The organism is Microbacterium sp. K35, from assembly GCF_004794375.1.
Classification (GTDB): Bacteria; Actinomycetota; Actinomycetes; order Actinomycetales; family Microbacteriaceae; genus Microbacterium; species Microbacterium sufflavum.
In genome coordinates this window covers 20,494-39,956 of record NZ_SSDM01000424.1, presented here as the reverse complement: position 1 = coordinate 39,956, position 19,463 = coordinate 20,494, and the positions used below count along the sequence as shown (strand labels likewise).

The following is a 19,463-nucleotide window of genomic DNA, read 5'->3' as shown; positions in this document are numbered from 1 at the left end:
CGCCGTGCCGTCGGCGAGCTGGGCGGTGCCGTCGGCGAGGGCGGAGCTGCCCGACGCGGCGGTTCCGGCGCCGTCGGCGAGCTGGCTCGCGCCGTCGGTCGCCGACACGAGGCTGTCGCGGATGTCGCTCAGCCCGGTGAGCAGCCGTTCGGCGGCCTCGCTGCCGACCATCTCGGCGACGGAGCTGCGGATCTTCTCGACCGCCTGCGTGCCCATGGAGGAGGCGAGGTAGTTGTTGGCGTCGTTGGTCTCCAGCTCGATGCGCGCCTGGTGCGGGTCGGTGCCCGCGGCCGAGGTGAGGGCGGCGGAGAAGTCCGACGGGATGGTGACGGTGAAGTCGACCGTGCCGTGGCGCAGTGCGTCGGCGGCCTCGTCGGCGGTCATCCGCTGCCAGTCGAACGCGTTGCCGTCGAGGAGGTTCTCGGCCACCTCCTCGCCGTAGTTCACGGTCTCGCCGGTCGCGGACTCCGTGCCCGTCGTGGGGGCGGGGGCGCCCTCGTCGTCGACCACGAGGGCCACGGGCACCTCGGGGAACTTGGCGTACGGGTCCTGGTTGGCCCACAGGTACAGGCCGCCGTAGAGGATGGGCACGCAGACCAGGGCGACCAGGGCGAGGATGCCCATCCGGCTGGCGGTGAGACGCCGGAGCTCGGCGGCGATCATGGACGGCACCTTCATCGCGCGTCTCCTCTCTCTTTGGCCTCGGCCTCGGCCTCGGGCGCGGGCGCCGGCTCGGACGGGGGCGCGGGTGCGTGCTCGGGCTCGGGTGCGGCCTCGAGCTCAGGTTCGGCCTCGGGCGCGGGTGCCGGCTCGGGCTCGGGTTCGGGTTCGGGCGCCGGCTCGGCCTCGGGAGTGGGCTCGGGTTCGGGCGCGGGTTCGGGTTCGGGTGCGGGGTCGGGTGAGGCGAGGACCAGCGGCTCGACGGGGCCGGAGGCGTTGACGGCGTCGAGCTCGTGCATGCGCTCGAGGGCCACGGCGGCCGAGCCCCCGACGATCACGAGCATCGCGTAGCCGCGGTCGGCGAACTCGCCCGCGATGCGCCACCAGCCGTCCGGGCTTCCGCCGTGGCGGTCGGGGGCGACGAGCACGATGCCCTCCACACCGCGCCGCAGGACTGCGAGCTCGCACAGCAGGCGCACGCGCGCGGCGGGGTCGATGTTCCCGATGGGGACCGACGCGAGCTCCTCGAACCCGAGTCGCGCGAGCCAGCGCCGCGCGTGCAGCGGGGTGGCACCGGCCCCGGCGAACATCAGCTCCTCGCCCACGACCCCCGCGAGCGTGATGTCGGGGTGGGGGTCGCTGACGTCGGGGGCGTCGACGAGGGCGACGCGGTGGCGCAGGTCTTTGGCGTCGCTCGCCCCGTCGATGCTCACCCGCCCGCTGTCGGGGCGCATGCGCCCGCTCGCGATGAGGCCGAGCACGGTGGGCCGTTGCTCGGTCTCGGCGAGGGCGTAGCGCACGGCCCCCGTGTGGAACTCCAGACTCGTGACCGGGAGCGCCTGGCCGTTGCGGCCCTTGCTCACCTCGTGCAGGGCGATTCTCATGCGCGGACCTCCTGCCCGGTCGCGGCGAGCTCCGGGTGGTCGGAGAGCAGCTCGTCGACCTCGCGCCACGACAGCCCGGCGATGCTCAGGACCGCGCGCACGGCGAGGTCGCCCGTGGCGGGGTCGGCGGCCTCGGTGCGCGAGACGACGGTGCGGGCGATCTCTTCGATGAGCCGCGCCAGCGTCGGTCCGCTCAGGTCGGTGCGGAAGCTGCCGGCGTCCTGCCCCGACCGCACCAGGGCCGCCAGGGTGTCGCGAAGCGGGGAGAGCGCCGCGGCCGTGTGGGTGACGTGCGCCTCGTCGAGGGCGAGGGCTGCGGCGACCTGCACGTGCACGGCCTCCCGCCACAGCAGGGAGGCGAGGCGGGCGAGGGCGACGCGGGGGTCGGCGTCGTCGACCGAGGCGGCGATGGCGTTGAAGCGCTGCGCGCCGCTGGAGACGAGTTCGCGGATCAGTGCCTCGCGGTCGTCGAAGTGGCCGTAGAGCGTGCGGCGCGACAGGCCGGCGCTACGGGCGATGGCGTCGATCGAGGCGTGCGGGTCCAGGGCGAGGGCGGCGCGGGCGGCGGCGAGGATGCCGGCGCGGTTCTCTACGGCGTCGCGGCGGGGGGCACGGGTGGTCATGCATTCAGGATACTTTTCATGCACAAGGTTGTGCAAGATAGTTTTCGGATTGCTGGTCGCTACGGCCGCGCTGACATGTCGGTCCTTCCCATTTCAACTGTGTTATGTTACGCGTTGCGCTCGGGCGCGGATTCAGGGGGGCCCTGCGGATCGGAGCGAATCCGACGGCAGCGGTGTCCGAGGAGGCGGGGGGAACCGCCATGACGGAGAGGGGTGCGGTGTGCCTGGGATGGACAGTCCGCTGGAGCGGCGGACGATGAGCGACGACGTGTACGACCGATTGCGCGAAGCGATCGTGACGGGCGAGCTGCGACCGGGGGAGCGGCTGCGGGATCACGAGCTCGCCGACGCTCTCGGGACCTCGAAGACGCCCGTGCGGCATGCGCTCGACCGCCTTGCCGAGCTGGGCCTCGTGGACATGCAGCGCAATCGCTTCACCCGGGTCGCTCCGATCGACCTCGACGACGTGCGCGACGCGATCGCCCTGTTCGGCGACGTCTGGATCGGCTCGGTGCGACACGCCACCCCGCTCATGGGTGACGACGACGTGACCTATCTGTCGGAGCTGCTGGAGGACATGACGTCTGCCGTCGATGCGTCCGACGTCGCCGCGTTCAGCGCCGCCCTGCGCACGATCGCGGTGGCGTACGCGCGCATCGAGGGAAACGCCACACGCTCGAACGTGATCGAGTTCCTCGGCCCGCAGATCCGTCGCTTCAGCGCGCAGGCGAGGGGCGACTTCGACTTCGCGGCACTCCGCTCGGCCACCGCCGGGATCGGTCTCGCCATGACGCAGCGCGACGCGGTCGGCACGCGCGCCGCTCTCATCACCCTGTTCGACACGGTGCTCCCGGCGGTCATCGACCGCGCCGAGGAGCGCAGCCGCCACGTGGACGTGCCGCCGGCCGACGCCTGACACGACGAAGGGGCGCTCCACGTGGAGCGCCCCTTCGTCGTGACCGTGCTCAGTCGGTGCCGGAGTCGAAGGCCGCGCGCTCCGATGCCGTGTCCACCGCGTCGGCCAGCGTCTCGTCGGCCTCGGAGACCGAACCCTCGACGGCGCCCGTGATCTCGGCGGACTCGCCCGCGGTCACGCGACCGACGAGCTCGCCCGTGGCGCCGCCGACGAGGCCGAGTCCCGCGTACTGCTCGAGGCGTGCGCGCGAGTCGGCGATGTCGAGGTTGCGCATCGTGAGCTGACCGATGCGGTCGACCGGACCGAACGCGGCGTCGCCGACGCGCTCCATCGACAGCTTCTCCGGGCCGTACGACAGGTTCGGCGACACCGTGTCGAGGATCGTCCAGTCGTCGCCGCGGCGCAGGCGGATCGTGACCGTGCCGGAGATCGTCGAGCCGACCCAGCGCTGGATGGACTCGCGCAGCATGAGCGACTGCGGCTCGAGCCAGCGGCCCTCGTACATGAGGCGGCCGAGGCGGCGGCCCTGCTCGTGGTAGGTCGCGAGGGTGTCCTCGTTGAGGATGCCGTTGACCAGGCGCTCGTACGCGATGAAGAGCAGCGCCATGGCCGGGGCCTCGTAGATGCCGCGCGACTTCGCCTCGATGATGCGGTTCTCGATCTGGTCGCTCATGCCCAGGCCGTGACGTCCGCCGATCGCGTTCGCCTCCATCACGAGCGCCACCGGGTCGGCGAACTCGACGCCGTTGATCGCGACGGGACGGCCGCCCTCGAACGTGACCGACACGTCCTCGGACTCGATCGCGACGGACGGGTCCCAGAACTTCACGCCCATGATCGGGTCGACGGTCTCCAGCGACACGTCCAGGTGCTCCAGCGTCTTCGCCTCGTGCGTCGCGCCCCAGATGTTCGCGTCGGTCGAGTACGCCTTCTCGGCGGAGTCGCGGTACGGGAAGTCGTGGGCGACGAGCCAGTCGCTCATCTCCTTGCGTCCGCCGAGCTCGGTCACGAAGTCGGCGTCGAGCCACGGCTTGTAGATGCGCAGACGCGGGTTGGCCAGCAGGCCGTAGCGGTAGAACCGCTCGATGTCGTTGCCCTTGTAGGTGGAGCCGTCGCCCCAGATGTCGACGCCGTCCTCGCGCATCGCGCGCACCAGGAGCGTGCCCGTCACGGCGCGGCCCAGGGGCGTGGTGTTGAAGTAGGTCTTGCCGCCGGAGCGGATGTGGAACGCGCCGCACGACAGCGCGACGAAGCCCTCCTCGACCAGCGCGGTCTTGCAGTCGATCAGCCGGGAGGCCTCGGCGCCGTACTCCAGCGCGCGGCCGGGGATCGATGCGATGTCGTCTTCGTCGTACTGCCCCAGGTCGCCCGTGTAGGTGAACGGCACCGCACCCTTGTCGCGCATCCAGGCGACGGCGACGGAGGTGTCGAGTCCTCCGGAGAAGGCGATGCCGACGCGCTCGCCGACGGGCAGGGACTGGAGGACCTTGGACATGCCTTCCAGTCTATCGGCGGGCGGCGTGTCGCCTTTCCGTGCGTCAGATCAGGCGTACCTGCACACCGAGTGCCGCGTAGGTGCCCAGCGCCCGCCCGCGGGTGACGTCGAGCGCATCGCCGTGCGCCGGGTTCTGGTCGTGGACGGCCACGCCGGGGCTTGGCGTCCGAAGTCCTCTTCCCGTGCCAGAGTGGGGCCGGAGGTGCGTATGGGTGGAGCGATCCTGTGGGGAGCCGTCGCCGCGGCGCCGCTGTTCGTCGGTGCGGTCCTGGCCCTGCTGCGCACCTGGCCGCCGCGCTGGCTCGGCATCGTGCTCGGCTTCGGCGCGGGAGCCCTCATGGCCTCCATCGCGTTCGAGCTGTGGGAGGAGGGGCTGGACCGCGGCGGACCGCTCCCCCTCGTGGCCGGTGTCGCGCTCGGCGCCCTCAGCTACTACGTCGCCGCCCGCATCCTCGATGCCCGCGCCGCCCGCACGAAGGGGCAGGCCGGGGGCGGGCAGCTCGCCGTCGGCGCTCTGCTGGACGGCATCCCCGAGCAGCTCGTGCTCGGCATCGGTCTGGCCTCGGGGGAGCCGGTGAGCATCGCGCTCGTGGTCGCCATCCTGGTGTCGAACCTGCCGGAGTCGATCGGGTCTGCCGCCGACCTGCTCGACGGCGGGATGGCGAAGTCGCGCGTGCTGCTGCTGTGGCTGGGGGTCGCGGTGGCGTGCGCCGCCGCCACGGTCGCCGGGTTCGCCCTCGCCAGTGTGACCGGCGATGTCTTCCGCTCCGGGGCGAGCGGCTTCGCGGCCGGCGCGCTGCTGGTCATGCTCGTCGACTCGATGGTGCCCGAGGCGCAGTCCAAGGCCAAGGAGTCGACGGGGCTCGCGACCGTGCTCGGCTTCGCGCTCGCCGCGGGGCTCGCCTTCGCGTCCTGACGCGGGGTCAGACCTTCGGGGTGCGGCTGTCGCGCTGCACGCTGCGGCCCGACATCGTCTCGATGTGCAGCAGCAGGGCCAGGTCGCGGTCCTCTCCGGCCCACGGGTGCACGCGGGCCGAGATGCCGGCCGCATCCTCCTCGGGCGCGCGCGACAGGGTGCCGTGCATCAGCACGCTCCACGCCGTGGCGCCCAGCGGGTCGTGATAGTCCACCTCGAACGCGACCGCCGCCGGCACCGTCGTCACGGCGGCCAGCAGCCCCTCCGCCGAGGTGCGCAACAGGATGTCGCGGCCGGACAGGGCGTAATTGACCGGGTGGATGTGCACGCGGCCGTCGTGCAGGAAGCCGATGCGGCCGACCGTGGTGGTGGTCAGCAGTTCGTAGGACTGATCGGGCTCGAGCTCTCGGATCATGCGGATGCTCCCTCCGTCTGGCGCCAGTGTAGCCAGCGGCCGGTGGATGTTCGAGGGCCCATCGCCCGGACCGGACGAGGCTCCTTCGTTCGGCCCGGCTTCGTTCAGCCCGGCCAGGCGCGCAACTCGGCCGTGAGCTGCGCGAAGTACTCGGGTGGACCGGCCCCGGCGAACCACAGCCAGAGCTCCGCGGCATGGATCGGGAACCACGCCCGCACCGCCGCGGGGTCGGCGCCGTACCCCTCGATCAGCGCATCGGCCGAGCGGGGATCCTTGCGCGCGGCGCCCCATGCCGCGCGGGACAGCTCGCGCACCGGATCGCCCGCGTGCGCGGCCTCCCAGTCCACGACACCGGTGATGCGGCCGTCCGCCGCGAGCACGTTGCCGTCGGTCCAGTCCCCGTGGCAGAAGACGACGCCGGCCGAGGGCGGGATCGCCAGGGGAAGGGCAGGACCGTCGGCGGCGCGGTACCGGGCGATGATCGCGGCGTCGTCGGGCGCGGGCGGCAGGTCCTCCGGGGCGACGAGGTCGTGCAGCCGCCGGAGGAGGACGGCCGACGCCCGCAGTGCGGCGAGCCGCGTGTCCGCATCACCCTCGTCCAGCCGGGCGCCGGGCAGCTCGGTCATCAGGATCACCCCGGCGCGCTCCTCCACGACCTGTGGCACCGGCAGCCCCGAATCCGCGAGGGCACGCAGCGCGCGCACCTCGGTGTCGTGACGCGCCGGGTCGGACAACCGCTTCTCGACCAGCCGGCGCCCGTCGCGCTCGACCAGCCGCACCGTCCCGACCGCACCCTGCCGCATCCCGCCATCCTCGCAGCACCCCGACGGACGGCGGAGTGATCGGCCCGTATCCGCCGCAGGTGGCGGGTTACCCTCGGGTGCGGCCCGCACGATCCTGGGGGCATGCCACCGCGTCGGTGGCGAGGACAAAGGAGTTCTGATGACCGACACGCTCGCCCGTCCCCCGTTCGACCCCGAGCTGGAGGCGGCCCTCGCCCTGGTCGGCGACCAACTGCCCCCCACGCTCACCGCCGACATGATCCCGCTCCTGCGCGAGAGCCCCGTCAGCGGCGAGGACGAGATCTTCTCGGTGCTCTCGGAGCGCGGCTTCACCTGGCGCGACGAGTCGATCACCGGCCACGACGACGGAGAGATCGTGGTGTCGGTGATCGAGAAGCAGGGCCGCACCGGCACCGGGCCCGGCTTCTTCCACACCCACGGCGGCGGCATGATCATCGGGAACCGCTGGCTCGGCGTGGTCGGCTTCCTGGACTGGGCCGAGCGTTACAACGGCGTCATCGTGACCGTCGAGTACCGGCTGGCCCCCGAGTTCCCGGATCCCTACCCGGTGGAGGACTGCTACGCGGGGCTGCGCTGGGCTGCCGACCACGCGGACGAGCTCGGCATCGACCCGACCCGCCTGCTGATCGGCGGAGGCAGCGCCGGCGGAGGCCTGGCGGCCGGCACGGCGCTCCTCGCCCGAGACCGGCGCGGCCCCGAGCTGATCGGGCAGCTGCTGATCTACCCGATGCTCGACGACCGCGACGCCACCGTCTCGACGCGGCAGATCGACGGCATCGGGGTGTGGGACCGCGGCTCCAACCTCACCGGATGGACGGCGCTCCTGGGTGACCGCCGGGGCGGCGACGACGTCTCGATCTACGCGGCACCGGCCAGGGCCACCGACCTCAGCGGTCTCCCGCCCGCGTTCATCGACTGCGGCAGCGCGGAGGTCTTCCGCGACGAGGACGTCGCCTACGCCACGAAGCTCTGGGAAGCGGGCGTGCACGCCGAGCTGCACGTCTGGGCCGGGGGCTTCCACGGCTTCGACATGTTCGCCCCGCACGCCGCCGTCGCGCAGGCCATGCTGGCCGCCCGCGACAACTGGGTGAACCGCCTGCTCGCCTGAGCCCCTGCTCGACCCGCTCCCGTCGCCCGTTCCGTCGCCCGCCAGCGCCGGGAGCGAGGAGACGGCGACGGGAGCGGCCGCAGTAGGGTGGAACCCCCGCGCGATGGAGCCCGACATGCAAGATCTGCTGGGGCGGATCACCGCCCTCGATCCCGATGCCAGCGAGACTCTGAAGGTCGTGACGTACTTCGACGCGCTGGTCTCCCGCTCCGTCGGCGTGGAGAGCATGCTCAGGGGTGCGGCCGTGCTCAGCGGCGCGACGGTCGGCCAGAGGGATGGTGCGCAGGTCGTGCGCGTCCGCGCCGACGGCGTCCGCATCGATCCCGTCGTGCTGCCCTCGACCTGGCCGATGCGCGAGAGCGGCCCGGACGCCGTGGTCTGGATCGAGCGGGAGGGTGAGCCGCGCACGAACGACGCGATGATCCTGGAACGCCTCGCTCTCGCGCTCGGCATCATCCGCGCTCGGCGACGGGTCGGCGAGGACGGCGCCGTCGAGCTCGCCATCAGCTCCTACGCGGCCGTCGACGAGCGGGCGGCGGTGCTGCCCCGACTGCGTCTCGCCCCGGGAGCACTGCGGGTGGTGGCGTCGCCGCCCGATCCGTCGCCGTCGCCCGCGCACCCGTCGGCGATCGTCGCCACTCGCCACGGCCTCACGCGCGCGACGATTCTCCCCGCCGACGTCGAGCCGGCGTCCGCATGGGAGGCCTCCGGGGCGGTGCGGCTCGGTGCGGGCACGGTCGCGCGTGCAGAGAACCTGCCTTCGTCCTGGTCGGCGGCGCTCGTGGCCGTCCGGCTGACCAGCGATGAGCGACCGTTCGTCGACGCGACCGACCTGGGCGCCCTGCTCCTGGTCGCGCAGACCGCGGACGGCGATTCCCGGCATCCCGACGTGGTGGCCCTCAGCCGCATCGACGCCCGCAATCGCGAACTGCTCGATGCGGTCGTGGACGAGCACAGCGTGCGCGCCGCTGCCGTGCGTCTGGGACGGCATCACTCGAGCGTGCAGGAGCGGCTCACGGCACTGATCGAGACCCTGGGCTACGACCCCCGTACTCCGCTCGGGCAGGCTCGATACGTGGCGGCGCGAATGCTGCTCGCCCTCGGGGACTGAGGTCACTCGAAATATTCGTATCCTGCAATAGAGATCAATAAAGATGTAGATTGCCCAGGTGCAGCCCGCGTTCAACCCTTTCCGACCCGGAGCCGGAGTGCGTCCTCCCGAGCTCGTCGGCCGCCAATCCGAGGTCGACTTCGTCAACCTGATGGTCGCCAAGAGCACATAGCGACGCAACGACGGCGGTCTCATCATGTACGGCCTCCGCGGAGTGGGAAAAACCGTCCTCCTCAATGAGTTACAGCAGCTGGTCGGCCGCGCCGGATGGGTGACGGTCCAGCTCGAAGCCAGGCCGGGTCAGTCCGGGCGGCTGGCCGTTCGTCAATCGCTCGGACGAGGCATCGCCATGGCAGGACGGCAGATGGCTCGATTCCGTTCCGCCGTCGAGGAGGTCAAGACGGCGATCTCGACGATCTCGGCGTTCTCGTTCACCGTCGCGGGCGTGTCGATGAACCTCGGCGTGGACCGCTCCGACCATCGTGCGAACTCCGGGCTCCTCGAAGTCAATCTCGAAGAACTCGTGGCCGACCTGGCTGAGCCGCTGAGGAAGAACAACAGTGCGTTGGCGATCTTCGTCGACGAGATGCAGGACCTGGATGTCGATCTGCTGACGGCGCTCCTCGCCGTTCAGCATCGCGCAGTGCAGTCGGATTGGCCTTTCTTCATCATCGGAGCGGGACTGTCGACGCTTCGCCGCACGCTCGCGGAGGCCCGCTCCTACGCGGAGCGGTTCACGATCCGCGAGGTCGGGGCGCTGCCGGACGAAGAAGCGAGAGCCGCGGTCAGAAACCCAGCGACGGCGCTGGGAGCGAAGATCTCCGATGATGCGTTGGAGGCGATCCTCGGCGAGGGGTACCCGTTCTTCCTTCAGACGTTCGGGAAAGCCGTCTGGGACATCGCCCCCGATCGGAACATCGATCGTGAGATCGCCGTCGCGGGAATCGCCGAAGGCAACGCCGATCTCGATCAGAGCTTCTTCCCGGCTCGGTGGGATCGCACGACTCCCGGTGAGCGGCAGTACTTGCGCGCGATGGTGGACGTGGGAGGGGGAGACATGGCGAGCACGTCGGCGATCGCGGAGCAGCTCGGAACCGCGGCGACGTCCTTGAGTCCCGTTCGGCAGTCTCTCATCGAGAAGGGGATCATCTATGCCGAACGTCGGGGGTACGTCAGCTTCACGGTGCCCAACATGGACAGGTTCATCCGGCGCCAGGCGGACGTCGACGAGTAGGCAGCGCGACTGACTGAGGTCACTCGAAGCCGGGGTAGTCCTGCAGCTTCTCCTGGAACTCGGCACGGTCTGCCTCGCTCAGCACGGCGCTCGCGATCACCACGAGCTGCAGGCCCTCCAGTGGCTCGCCGGTGCGGGCGCTCTGCGCCTCCCGCGAGGTGCGGAAACCGCCGTCGACGTCGTTCGACAGGTCGTAGATGTTGGCGTAGAACCGCAGCGGATCCGGGTAGTTCTCGGTGTAGTACTCCCAGGTGGTCTGCGTGCGCGGGTCGTCGCTGCCGTAGAGCTTCGCGATCATCGACGGGTCGATGCCCGAGTTCGCCGGGTCGTTGAACGCGTACAGATCCCACAGCCCGTGGTCGAGCACGACCTCGTTCACCACCCGCATGACCTCGAGCTTGCGGTCGTAGTCCTGCACCGGCTCGTTCGTCGCCCACGCGGCCGTCGTGAACTCGTACAGCATCGACTCGCCGCCGTAGCCGTTGCGCTCAGGCCGCAGGTCTTCCGCGCCCACCGGCGTCCACGTGTAGCCGAACTCGTCCGTGAGCCGGGCGCGCACATCCGCGAACAGCTCGTCGGCCGTGGCCCGCACCTCCTCCAGCGACTGCTGCGACAGCGCCTGCTGGGGGTCGGTGCCCTTGATGCCCGGATACCCCTCCGCGTGCCGCTGCTCCGCGGTCTTCACGCCCTCGTAGTCGCCCGAGGCGGACGTGCGCAGGGCGCTCAGCGCGCCGACGGTCGCCACGTTCAGCAGCACCGTCACCACCAGGGCGATCGCGCCGAGCCGTCGTGCACCCGGGGAGAACAGCGCCGCGACCACGACGCCGAGCACCACCAGCTGCAGGGTGAGGAACGTGACCCCGTACAGCAGGTCGGTGCCGCCGGCGGCCAGCACCCCGAGCAGGGTCAGGGAGAACAGGATCGCCGCGACGAGGGCGATCCAGCCGAACGCGGAGCCCGGGGTGCGCTTCTCGTCGACCGGTGCCGCGGGCAGCGGCGGAGGTGTGAGGTCGGGCTGCCGCCGCTTGGCCCCCGCATACCCGCCGGGGGGAGGGACGGGCGGCGCACCCTCGGCCCCGCCCACGTAGCGGGCGCGCTGACGCTCGTTGTCGCTCACCATGGCTTGTCCGTTCCCGAGCCGCCCGGATCGTCGCCCTGCTGCTGGTCGCGCTCCTGCGTGCCCTGGTTGAGCTTGTCCTGGAGGTCTTGCAGCTTGTCGTCGGACGGCTGCGGCTGCTCCTCCTGCTCCTGCTCCTCGGGCTCCTGCGGCTGCTGCTCCTGTTCCTGCTCCTGCTGCTTCTGCTTGAGCCGGTCCTCCGCGCCGTCGAGGGTGTCGGACATGTCGCGCTGCGGGTCGGGCGACTGCTGCTGCGCCTCCTCGCTGCGGCACTCCTCCGGCGTCTCCACCGTGAGCGTGAGGGCCTCCCCGTAGAGCTCCGCGGCCGCGGCACCGTCGCCGTCCGCCCTGGCCGCATCGCCCATCCGCTCCACGACCAGCGCGAGGTTGATGCGCACCGCGCACACCTCCAGTCCGGTGGCGAGGTCGAGCGCCCGCTCCAGCTCCGCTCTGGCCGCCGGCAGCTCCTCCGCACCGGCGAGGGCGGTGCCGATGTTGTACGGCGCCTTGTACGGCTCGAACCAGTTCAGGAACTCCTGGCCGCGGGCGGCGGACTCCGACCCGGCGAAGTCGTCGACCACGTACGACGTGATCGACTGGTGCGCGAACGCGTACATGCTCAGGACCTTGCCCACCACGAGCAGTGCGGCGAGAGTGAGCGGCAGCGTGCCGATGGCCACCCAGCGGCGGATGCGGCGGCGGCGTCGGTGGGACCGCAGCAGCGCGGCGGCCGTGTCGTCGTGCGCGGTCATGCGCCGCCTCCGTCTCTCGCGGGTGCGGGGTCGACGGAGTCGCGGCGGCGGGCGGGTGCGAGTCCCCGGAGCCGCGCGATGAGCGTGGTCGCCCGCAGCAGCTCGACCCCGAGGAGCGCGAGCAGCACGAGCGCCGCGATCCAGTACAGCTCTGTGACGTTGCCGACCTCGCCCGATTCGGCGTAGCTGGTCGTGGTCGACGGCGCCTCCGGCAGCACGGGCTCGGTGTCGGCGGTGCGGTGCTGGTACTCCACGCCCAGCTGCTCGGCCACGGTCTGCAGGTTCTGCTCGTCGATCACCGACAGCGCGTCCGAGCCCTCGTACTGGATGTACTCGCCCTCGCCGCCGCTCACGCCGCCGCTCGTCACGCGCATCGGACCGCCCTCAGCGGTGCCGTAGCCGAACACCGCCCCCGCATCCGTGTACTTCGCGCTCTTGTCGAACGACTCGGGCGTGGTGCCCGTGGTCTGCTCGCCGTCGCCGAGGTAGAACACCATGCGCGACCGGTCCGGCGAGGCCTCGGCGGCGGAGCGCAGCGTGTCCTCCAGCAGCCCGGCGGCGACCCCGATCGAACTGCCGCGCGACTGGCTGGTGACCTCGGGGCGCAGCACGTCGAGCGAACCGATCAGCGCGGTGGTGTCGGTGGTCAGCGGCATCCGCAGCTGGGCGGACGCGTCGGAGGTGATCAGGGCGAACCGTGCCCCCGGGTACTGCGCGACCAGTTCGCGCACGTCGGCGCGCACCCCGTCGAGCCGCGGTGAGCCCTCGTCCCAGTCCTCCGCGACGATGCTGGCGGTGGTGTCGACCACCAGCACGACGTCGGTGTCGGTCGCGAGGGTCTGGGTCGCGCCGCCGGGGATGCCAGGGCGCAGCAGCATCGCGAAGCACGCGAGCACCATCAGCAGTCGCAGGGCCCACAGCGAGCGGTGCGCGGCGATCGCACGGCGGTCGGTCACGCGCTCGCCGCCGGCCCGGGGTGCGCGCACCAGCATCCACACCGCGGCGGCGGCCACGGCACCGCACAGCAGCACCACGAGGATCAGGGGGAGGACGGGCTGGAAGATCACAGTCGCACCCTCCACGCCAGCAGCACGAAGCCGAGCGCCACGACCGACAGCACCGCGATCCACAGGTTCGGGGCGTCGGTCCACACCACCTGCGCCTCACCGCGCAGCGCCGTCGCGTCCTGCTCCTGCACCTGGTCGACGATGTCAGACACGGTCGTGGTGTCGCGCAGACCGAAGGCCGCGCCGCCGGTGGCCTCGGCGGCGGCGGTCAGCTCGGCGCTCACCGCGGCGTCCTTGCCCTCGACCGGGTTGATCGCGAAAACCCGCACGCCGTTCGACGCGGCGTACGCCGCCGCCTCCTGCAGCGTCACGATCGAGGCGCCGTTCACCTCGTTGTCCGTCGCGAAGATCACCGACCGCGACCGGTCGTCGTCGGGATGGTCGAAGCCCATCGCGCACGCCGCCAGGCCGTCGCCGATCAGCGAGGCGCCGTCGCCGTTGAGGGTCCCGACCCAGTGCTCGGGGATGCGGTCGACGTAGTCGAAGCTCGACACCATGCTCGTCAGGTGCTCGCGGATGAAGTCGTAGTCGTCGGTCAGGGGGAAGATCTGCACGGGCGAGCTGTTGAAGATCGTCAGCCCGATGCGCTCGCCCTCGAAGCCGTCCAGCAGCTCCTCGAACACCGACAGCACCTCGACGTCGACCTCGCTCATCGACCCCGACACGTCGAGGCACAGCATGATGTCGCGGCTGCTGTTGACCGGCTGGATGGTCTGCGCGGCCATGGGCCTCGCGGCCACCACGCCGGCCACGAGCGCCGCGACCGCGCCGAGCGCCAGGATCCCCGACAGCGCCAGCACCCGCCGTGACAGCGCCTGGCGGAACGACGGCAGCGTGCGCAGCCGTTCGGCTCGCGCGACCCGCGCGGTGTCACCGGCCGCACGACCGCCCCGCCGCCGCAACCCCAGCACGAGCCCGACCGCGACCGCCACGACCACGACGGCCGCGGCGAGGATCAGCATCCACACGTTCGCTAGTGCCATGCGCGCACCACTGTCCTGGCGGCCGCGGCCCCCGCCACGGGGTCGATCGCCGGACCCTGCCGGAAGATGCTCGGGTAGTAGTGCCGGCCCATCGCGTCGATCAGGGCCGGGTTCACGCCACGGGCGACGAGGTCGTCGAGCGCGAGCACGGGCGCCTCCAGGCCGCTGTACTCGTTCACGAACGCGCGCACCACGCGGCTGAGCTCGAGGTTGGCCTGCCGCGCCGACAGCCGGCGCCCGAGGTAGTCGTTCTCCACGGCCTGGATGCGGTCGAGGTACTCCGTGCGCAGCACCGACAGCACGTCGAGCGTCGAGGGCGTCGTGCCCGCGGCGGCCGGGGCCGGGGTGCGCGGGGGTCGCGTGAGCACGATCAGCAGCCACGCGCCGAGCACCAGCAGCGCCAGGATGCCGAGCGCGAGCAGCATCCAGCCCCAGCCGTACTGCGCCGGCGGGTAGAGCTCGTCAGAGCCGGGCATTCGACCTCCGGTTCAGCAGCCGCAGCAGCTGCGGCACGGCGTCGTCCTGTCCGTCGAGCGCGGCGTGGCTGATCTCCATGCGGGTGAGGAGGTCGGCGAGGCGGGCGGCGTCCGCATCGCGCTGCGCCGTGAGCTCCTGCACGATGCCGCGGTCGCCCTGCACGAAGTCGGGCACCTGCCACCGGCTGTCCACGTCGACGCGCAGCCGCCCGGTGCGGTGGTCGAGCACGGGGTCGGCGTCGCGCAGCGTGAGCCACAGCACGTCGTGCTGCACGCGCAGCCTCCGCAGCAGTCGCTCGGTCTCGGAGGTGACCGGGGCCTCGTCGGTGAGCACGACCACGATCATGCGGCGGGCGACGGTGCGGGTGACGAACGACAGCAGCGCGTCGCGGTCGCTCGGGGCCGCCGCGTCGTCCACCGCGCGATCGAGTGTGCGCAGGGCGTGCTCGAGGGCGCCCTCGCTGCGACCGGGAGCCAGGCGGCGCACCCTGGACGCATCGCCGTAGACCACGGTGAAGTCGTCGCCGTGGCGCAGCGTGAGCACGCCGAGGGCCCCGGTGGCCAGGATCGCGAGCTCCTTCTTCGAGCGCTCGTCGGCGGCCAGGGCGGCCATCGAGCGACCGGTGTCCACCACGAACATCACGGTGTGCATGCGCGTGGCCCGCGACCGCTTCACCAGCGGGGTGCCCAGCCGGGCGGTCGCGCGCCAGTCGATGTCGCGCACCTGATCGCCGTACTCGTACTTGCGCAGGTCCTCGAAGTCGAGGCTCCGTCCGTGCAGCAGCGACGCGTAGGCGCCGTCGAGCGCGTGCAGGGATTTGCGCGACGAGTGGATGAAGAGCTTGCTCTTCACCTGGGTGATCAGGCTGGCCATGGCGGTGCGTCAGGGCGTGGGGACCGAGGCGAAGATCTGGTCGATGATCTCCTCGCTGCGGATGCCCTCGGCGTCGGCCTCGAACGTCAGCAGCACGCGGTGGCGCAGCACGAGGTGCCGGAGGGCGCGGATGTCCTCCGGCAGCACGTGCGCGCGTCCGTTCAGGAGGGCGAGGGCCCGCGACGCCTGCAGGAACGCGATGCTCGCGCGGGGGCTGGCGCCGTACTTGATGTAGCGGGCGCGCTCCTCGCCGATGTACGGCGCCGGATTCCGGGTGACGTAGGCGAGCGACACGATGTAGTTGCGGATCGCGGGGTCGACGTAGATGCGGCTCGCGACGTCTTGCAGCAGGTGCACGTCGTCGAGCGTGACGGCGCTGGACACGTGCCGGTCGGGGTCGAGCACGCCGGAGTCGATGCGGCTGAGGATCTCGAACTCGTCGGCGGGGCTCGGGTACTCGACGATCTCCTTCAGCAGGAACCGGTCCATCTGCGCCTCGGGCAGCTCGTAGGTGCCCTCCTGCTCGATGGGGTTCTGCGTCGCGATCACCAGGAACGGCTTCGGCAGCGGGTGGATCTCGCCGCCGATCGTGGTCTGGTGCTCCTGCATCGCCTCGAGCATCGCGCTCTGGGTCTTGGCGCTGGAGCGGTTGATCTCGTCGAGCAGCACGAAGTTGGCGTGCACGGGGCCGAGCACGGTGCGGAACGTGCCGGTCGCGGCGTCGTAGATCTGGTTGCCCGTGATGTCGCTGGGCAGCAGGTCGGGCGTGCACTGGATGCGCTTGAACTGCGCCTTCACGGTGTCGGCCAGGGTGCTCGCGGCGGTGGTCTTCGCGAGACCCGGCACGCTCTCCAGCAGGATGTGGCCGCCCGCGATGAGCGAGACGAGCAGGCTGGTGCGCAGGCGCTCCTGGCCGACCATCTTCGCCGAGTACGCGTCGGAGATGGTCTTCAGCACGCCGGTGGCGCGGGCCATCTCGGCCTCGGTGGGTGCGGGCTTCTCGCCGGGCGCGGGCGTCGGAGCCGGGGTGGCGGCGGGCGAGGTCGCGGCGGAGGGAGCGGGCGGGGGCGGGGGTGCGGAGATCGTCGGTGGAGTCTGCGCGTCGGGCTCGGTCATCGGTCGGTTCGTCTCCCTCGTTCACACGCGGGACCACGTCGTGCCCCTCCGCCGACCAGCGTAATCGCAACGACGGGACGCGCGCCCGCCGAACAGGGCGGCGTCGGCCTCGGGGAACCCGCGGATCAGCGGGCGCGGCGCCAGCGCAGGCGCGTGATGAGCACCCCGAGCAGGCACAGGGCGCCACCGACGAACATGAGCGGCGTCGGCACCTCGCCCAGGATCATCCACGACATCAGGATCGCGAGCGCCGGGACGACGTAGGTCGTGGCGGAGGTCTTGCCCGCGGTACTGCGCTGCAGCACGTACGCCCAGGTGGTGAACGCGATCGCCGTGGGGAACACGCCCAGGTACACCACCCACAGGGTCGCGTCGAGGGGCGCGGACTGCACGTCGGCCACGAGCGGACCGATCCACGGCAGCAGGGCGACCGTGCCCGCGGCCGCGCCGAGCCACGTGAGCGTGGTCGCGTCGGCACCCCCGCTCAGCAGGTGCTTCTGCAGCAGCGTGCATCCGGCGTACATGACCGCGGCCAGCAGAGCGAGCAGGAGCCCGGTGATGTCCGGACCGGTGCTGCTCGTGGAGTTCATGCCGATCAGCACCACGCCGAGGAACGCGATGGGTGCGCCGATGATCAGCGGGCGAGGAAAGCCCTCCCGCAGGAACAGTCCGCTGAACACCACCACCATGAGCGGAGCCAGATTGACCACCATCGCCGCCGTCCCCGCGTCGAGCGTGCGCTCCGCGCTGTTCAGGGCCAGGTTGTACACGCAGAACCAGCCGACGCCCCACAGCACGATGAGCAGCCACTGCCGCCGGTCGGGGAGGCGGATGCCGTGGCGGAGCGCGATCACCGTCAGCGCGAGCGTGCCGACGGCCATGCGCAGCAGCGCGAGCGCACCGGGGTCGTAGTGCGGGCCCGCTCCGCGGATGCCGATGAACGCCGAGGCCCAGAGCACCACCGTGACCACGGCGGCGAGGAGGACGAGCACGCCCTGACGGCGGTCGGGCGCGCGCTGCTCGACCGTGGGCTCTGGCGTGGGGGTGTGCGGCACCGTCCGATCCTCCCACCGGCCTCCGACAGCGGGCGATCCTCGGGAGCGACAGCCGTCGTCGCTTTCCCGCCAGGCCGCCGGTGGGGCACTGCTAACGTCGAAGAGCAGCCACTGTCCGGGCAGGTCGAGCGTTCCGCTCCCCCCGGAGAAGGACTGTCCTCCTCACCCGGATACGGCTGCGCCCGATACATGACGACGAGTGTGAGGACCATACGTGACGAACAGTGAACGAGTAGCGATCATCGGTGCCGGCCCCTCGGGGATGGCACAGCTGCGGGCCTTCGAGTCCGCGGCCCGTGCGGGGGCGGACATCCCCGACCTGGTCTGCTTCGAGAAGCAGGCCGACTGGGGCGGCCAGTGGAACTACACCTGGCGCACCGGACTGGACGAGTTCGGCGAGCCCGTGCACTCCAGCATGTACCGCAACCTGTGGTCGAACGGCCCGAAGGAGGCGCTGGAGTTCGCCGACTACACCTTCGACGAGCACTTCGGCCGTCCGATCTCGTCGTATCCGCCGCGCCCCGTGCTGTGGGACTACATCGCCGGACGCCTCGCGAAGACGCGGGTGCGCGACCTGATCCGCTTCCAGACCGCCGTGCGCTGGGTGGAGTTCGACGACGAGCGCGAGGTGTTCACGCTCACCAGCGAGCACCTGCCCACGGGAGCGACGACCACGGAGGAGTTCGACCGCGTGGTGGTGGCCAGCGGGCACTTCTCCTTCCCGAACGTGCCGCACGTCGACGGCATCGAGACCTTCCCCGGATCGATCTCGCACGCGCACGACTTCCGCGGTGCCGAAGCGCTGGCCGGCCGCGACGTGCTCGTGATCGGGTCGAGCTACTCCGCCGAGGACATCGGCAGCCAGGCGTTCAAGATGGGCGCCCGCTCCGTCACCGCCAGCTACCGCTCCGCGCCGATGGGGTACGACTGGCCGGAGGGCTTCGAGGAGCGTCCGGTCGTGCAACGGTTCGACGGCAGCGTGGCGCATTTCGCCGACGGCACCTCCACGCGCGTGGATGCGGTGATCCTCTGCACCGGCTACCTGCACCGGTACCCCTTCCTCCCGGGCGACCTCGCACTGTCGTCGCCCAACAACGTCTACCCGGACGGGCTCTACCGCGGTGTGCTGTGGCAGCAGAACCCGCGGCTGGCGTACCTGGGCGCGCAGGACCAGTGGTTCACGTTCAACATGTTCGACGCGCAGGCGTGGTTCGTGCGCGACGTGATCCTCGGTCGCATCGAGCTCCCCGACGAGGCGGAGCGGGCGGCCTCGATCGCGCAGTGGCGGGAGCGCTTCGACCGGATCGACTCGGCGGCGACCGAGATCCGCTTCCAGGCGGACTACATCCGTGACCTCCTGGAGTGCACCGACTATCCGGCGTTCGACCTCGACCGCGTCGTCGAGATCTTCCTGGCGTGGAAGCGCGACAAGAAGGCGGACATCATGGGGTACCGCGACCGCGTGTACGCCTCGGTCATGACGGGCACCCTCGCCGCCGTGCATCACACGCCCTGGCTGGAGGAGCTCGACGACTCGCTCGACCGCTACCTCGACGTGGACCCGGATGCCCGTGGTGCGGCGCTGCTCACCGGCGACCCGGCGGCGGACGACGACGAGCGCGAGGCGCTGCTGCCCGCCTGATCGGATTCGTCGGGGTGCTCTCGCGACGATCAGCCCCCTGGGCGGCGCGAGAGCACCTCGTCGGGTGCCGTCCTTGGCGGGGTAAAGGGCGGAGCCCGACGCCACCGTCCGCTGCACCCAACGGTTCGGTGGCGACAGGGGTAGCGTGACACCGGGTCACGCGCTCCACAAGATCAGCGGCGGGCGATCACCCGGGTGATGTCCGCTTTCGTCGAC

The 19,463-nt window shown here is 71.4% G+C and carries 20 protein-coding genes; 6 read left to right on the top strand and 14 right to left on the bottom strand.

Going from position 1 to position 19,463, the window contains the following annotated elements; all coding sequences use genetic code 11:
* The 3 genes from DW299_RS18675 to DW299_RS18660 form a co-directional block, all read right to left on the bottom strand.
* Positions 1-678 (bottom strand): YhgE/Pip family protein (locus DW299_RS18675; protein WP_205814451.1); only part of this gene is annotated, 678 nt, incomplete at its 3' end.
* On the bottom strand, positions 675-1,544 hold the full coding sequence (locus DW299_RS18665) for a hypothetical protein (protein WP_205814450.1): 870 nt from the start codon (positions 1,542-1,544) through the stop codon (positions 675-677). The genes DW299_RS18665 and DW299_RS18675, both read right to left, overlap by 4 nt.
* Entirely contained in the window at positions 1,541-2,167 is a 627-nt protein-coding gene (locus DW299_RS18660) for a TetR/AcrR family transcriptional regulator (RefSeq protein WP_136029645.1), read from the bottom strand. Before DW299_RS18660 ends, DW299_RS18665 begins: the two co-directional genes overlap by 4 nt.
* Positions 2,168-2,423: 256 nt before the next feature.
* On the opposite strand from DW299_RS18660, the gene DW299_RS18655 reads away from it, so the two are divergent.
* Entirely contained in the window at positions 2,424-3,083 is a 660-nt protein-coding gene (locus DW299_RS18655) for a GntR family transcriptional regulator (RefSeq protein WP_136029643.1), read from the top strand.
* A gap of 49 nt (positions 3,084-3,132) precedes the next feature.
* On the opposite strand, the gene argG is transcribed toward DW299_RS18655, so the two are convergent.
* The gene (gene argG / locus DW299_RS18650) at positions 3,133-4,578 is read right to left on the bottom strand and encodes an argininosuccinate synthase (protein WP_136029641.1); all 1,446 of its coding nucleotides are present in this window, start codon (positions 4,576-4,578) and stop codon (positions 3,133-3,135) included.
* A gap of 208 nt (positions 4,579-4,786) precedes the next feature.
* Here argG and DW299_RS18645 point away from each other — a divergent pair, with 208 nt between their 5' ends.
* A complete protein-coding gene (locus DW299_RS18645) occupies positions 4,787-5,494 on the top strand; it encodes a ZIP family metal transporter (RefSeq protein ID WP_136029639.1) in 708 nt (235 codons plus the stop codon).
* A 7-nt stretch (positions 5,495-5,501) separates the two neighbouring features.
* Here the strand turns inward: DW299_RS18645 and DW299_RS18640 are convergent, their stop codons facing one another.
* Both DW299_RS18640 and DW299_RS18635 read right to left on the bottom strand, forming a co-directional pair.
* Positions 5,502-5,909 (bottom strand): pyridoxamine 5'-phosphate oxidase family protein, encoded by a 408-nt coding sequence (locus DW299_RS18640; RefSeq protein WP_136029637.1) that lies wholly within the window; start codon positions 5,907-5,909, stop codon positions 5,502-5,504.
* 104 nt (positions 5,910-6,013) lie between these two features.
* Complete coding sequence (locus DW299_RS18635) at positions 6,014-6,712, bottom strand: phosphotransferase family protein (RefSeq protein ID WP_168443185.1); 699 nt, start codon at positions 6,710-6,712, stop codon at positions 6,014-6,016.
* A gap of 139 nt (positions 6,713-6,851) precedes the next feature.
* Here DW299_RS18635 and DW299_RS18630 point away from each other — a divergent pair, with 139 nt between their 5' ends.
* From DW299_RS18630 to DW299_RS18620, 3 genes are all read left to right on the top strand, one after another.
* Entirely contained in the window at positions 6,852-7,820 is a 969-nt protein-coding gene (locus DW299_RS18630; RefSeq protein WP_136037462.1) for an alpha/beta hydrolase, read from the top strand.
* A 115-nt stretch (positions 7,821-7,935) separates the two neighbouring features.
* On the top strand, positions 7,936-8,931 hold the full coding sequence (locus DW299_RS18625; protein ID WP_240745457.1) for a hypothetical protein: 996 nt from the start codon (positions 7,936-7,938) through the stop codon (positions 8,929-8,931).
* A 196-nt stretch (positions 8,932-9,127) separates the two neighbouring features.
* Positions 9,128-10,165, top strand: a complete 1,038-nt coding sequence (locus tag DW299_RS18620) for an ATP-binding protein (RefSeq protein ID WP_136037460.1) — start codon at positions 9,128-9,130, stop codon at positions 10,163-10,165.
* A gap of 19 nt (positions 10,166-10,184) precedes the next feature.
* Here DW299_RS18620 and DW299_RS18615 read toward each other — a convergent pair whose 3' ends face one another.
* From DW299_RS18615 to DW299_RS18580, 8 genes are all read right to left on the bottom strand, one after another.
* Entirely contained in the window at positions 10,185-11,285 is a 1,101-nt protein-coding gene (locus DW299_RS18615; protein WP_136037459.1) for a hypothetical protein, read from the bottom strand.
* The gene (locus tag DW299_RS18610; protein WP_136037458.1) at positions 11,279-12,034 is read right to left on the bottom strand and encodes a hypothetical protein; all 756 of its coding nucleotides are present in this window, start codon (positions 12,032-12,034) and stop codon (positions 11,279-11,281) included. The genes DW299_RS18615 and DW299_RS18610 overlap by 7 nt, the downstream gene beginning before the upstream one ends.
* Complete coding sequence (locus DW299_RS18605) at positions 12,031-13,101, bottom strand: VWA domain-containing protein (RefSeq protein ID WP_136037457.1); 1,071 nt, start codon at positions 13,099-13,101, stop codon at positions 12,031-12,033. Before DW299_RS18605 ends, DW299_RS18610 begins: the two co-directional genes overlap by 4 nt.
* Positions 13,098-14,084, bottom strand: coding sequence for a VWA domain-containing protein (locus DW299_RS18600; RefSeq protein WP_206252094.1), 987 nt, complete (start codon positions 14,082-14,084; stop codon positions 13,098-13,100). Before DW299_RS18600 ends, DW299_RS18605 begins: the two co-directional genes overlap by 4 nt.
* The gene (locus DW299_RS18595) at positions 14,075-14,560 is read right to left on the bottom strand and encodes a hypothetical protein (protein WP_136037456.1); all 486 of its coding nucleotides are present in this window, start codon (positions 14,558-14,560) and stop codon (positions 14,075-14,077) included. Before DW299_RS18595 ends, DW299_RS18600 begins: the two co-directional genes overlap by 10 nt.
* A complete protein-coding gene (locus tag DW299_RS18590; RefSeq protein ID WP_136030824.1) occupies positions 14,547-15,434 on the bottom strand; it encodes a DUF58 domain-containing protein in 888 nt (295 codons plus the stop codon). The genes DW299_RS18595 and DW299_RS18590 overlap by 14 nt, the downstream gene beginning before the upstream one ends.
* A gap of 9 nt (positions 15,435-15,443) precedes the next feature.
* Positions 15,444-16,550, bottom strand: a complete 1,107-nt coding sequence (locus DW299_RS18585; RefSeq protein WP_205812810.1) for an AAA family ATPase — start codon at positions 16,548-16,550, stop codon at positions 15,444-15,446.
* A 125-nt stretch (positions 16,551-16,675) separates the two neighbouring features.
* Complete coding sequence (locus tag DW299_RS18580) at positions 16,676-17,605, bottom strand: DMT family transporter (RefSeq protein ID WP_136037455.1); 930 nt, start codon at positions 17,603-17,605, stop codon at positions 16,676-16,678.
* A gap of 214 nt (positions 17,606-17,819) precedes the next feature.
* On the opposite strand from DW299_RS18580, the gene DW299_RS18575 reads away from it, so the two are divergent.
* Complete coding sequence (locus tag DW299_RS18575; RefSeq protein ID WP_136037454.1) at positions 17,820-19,247, top strand: trimethylamine monooxygenase; 1,428 nt, start codon at positions 17,820-17,822, stop codon at positions 19,245-19,247.
* Positions 19,248-19,463 lie beyond the last annotated feature (216 nt).

Bases quoted from the DNA above. Each gene is read 5' to 3' on its own strand.
- DW299_RS18665 (WP_205814450.1), bottom strand. From the start codon at position 1,544: ATGAGAATCGCCCTGCACGAGGTGAGCAAGGGCCGCAACGGCCAGGCG.
- DW299_RS18660 (WP_136029645.1), bottom strand. From the start codon at position 2,167: ATGACCACCCGTGCCCCCCGCCGCGACGCCGTAGAGAACCGCGCCGGC.
- DW299_RS18655 (WP_136029643.1), top strand. From the start codon at position 2,424: ATGAGCGACGACGTGTACGACCGATTGCGCGAAGCGATCGTGACGGGC.
- argG (WP_136029641.1), bottom strand. From the start codon at position 4,578: ATGTCCAAGGTCCTCCAGTCCCTGCCCGTCGGCGAGCGCGTCGGCATC.
- DW299_RS18645 (WP_136029639.1), top strand. From the start codon at position 4,787: ATGGGTGGAGCGATCCTGTGGGGAGCCGTCGCCGCGGCGCCGCTGTTC.
- DW299_RS18640 (WP_136029637.1), bottom strand. From the start codon at position 5,909: ATGATCCGAGAGCTCGAGCCCGATCAGTCCTACGAACTGCTGACCACC.
- DW299_RS18635 (WP_168443185.1), bottom strand. From the start codon at position 6,712: ATGCGGCAGGGTGCGGTCGGGACGGTGCGGCTGGTCGAGCGCGACGGG.
- DW299_RS18630 (WP_136037462.1), top strand. From the start codon at position 6,852: ATGACCGACACGCTCGCCCGTCCCCCGTTCGACCCCGAGCTGGAGGCG.
- DW299_RS18625 (WP_240745457.1), top strand. From the start codon at position 7,936: ATGCAAGATCTGCTGGGGCGGATCACCGCCCTCGATCCCGATGCCAGC.
- DW299_RS18620 (WP_136037460.1), top strand. From the start codon at position 9,128: ATGTACGGCCTCCGCGGAGTGGGAAAAACCGTCCTCCTCAATGAGTTA.
- DW299_RS18615 (WP_136037459.1), bottom strand. From the start codon at position 11,285: ATGGTGAGCGACAACGAGCGTCAGCGCGCCCGCTACGTGGGCGGGGCC.
- DW299_RS18610 (WP_136037458.1), bottom strand. From the start codon at position 12,034: ATGACCGCGCACGACGACACGGCCGCCGCGCTGCTGCGGTCCCACCGA.
- DW299_RS18600 (WP_206252094.1), bottom strand. From the start codon at position 14,084: ATGGCACTAGCGAACGTGTGGATGCTGATCCTCGCCGCGGCCGTCGTG.
- DW299_RS18595 (WP_136037456.1), bottom strand. From the start codon at position 14,560: ATGCCCGGCTCTGACGAGCTCTACCCGCCGGCGCAGTACGGCTGGGGC.
- DW299_RS18590 (WP_136030824.1), bottom strand. From the start codon at position 15,434: ATGGCCAGCCTGATCACCCAGGTGAAGAGCAAGCTCTTCATCCACTCG.
- DW299_RS18585 (WP_205812810.1), bottom strand. From the start codon at position 16,550: ATGACCGAGCCCGACGCGCAGACTCCACCGACGATCTCCGCACCCCCG.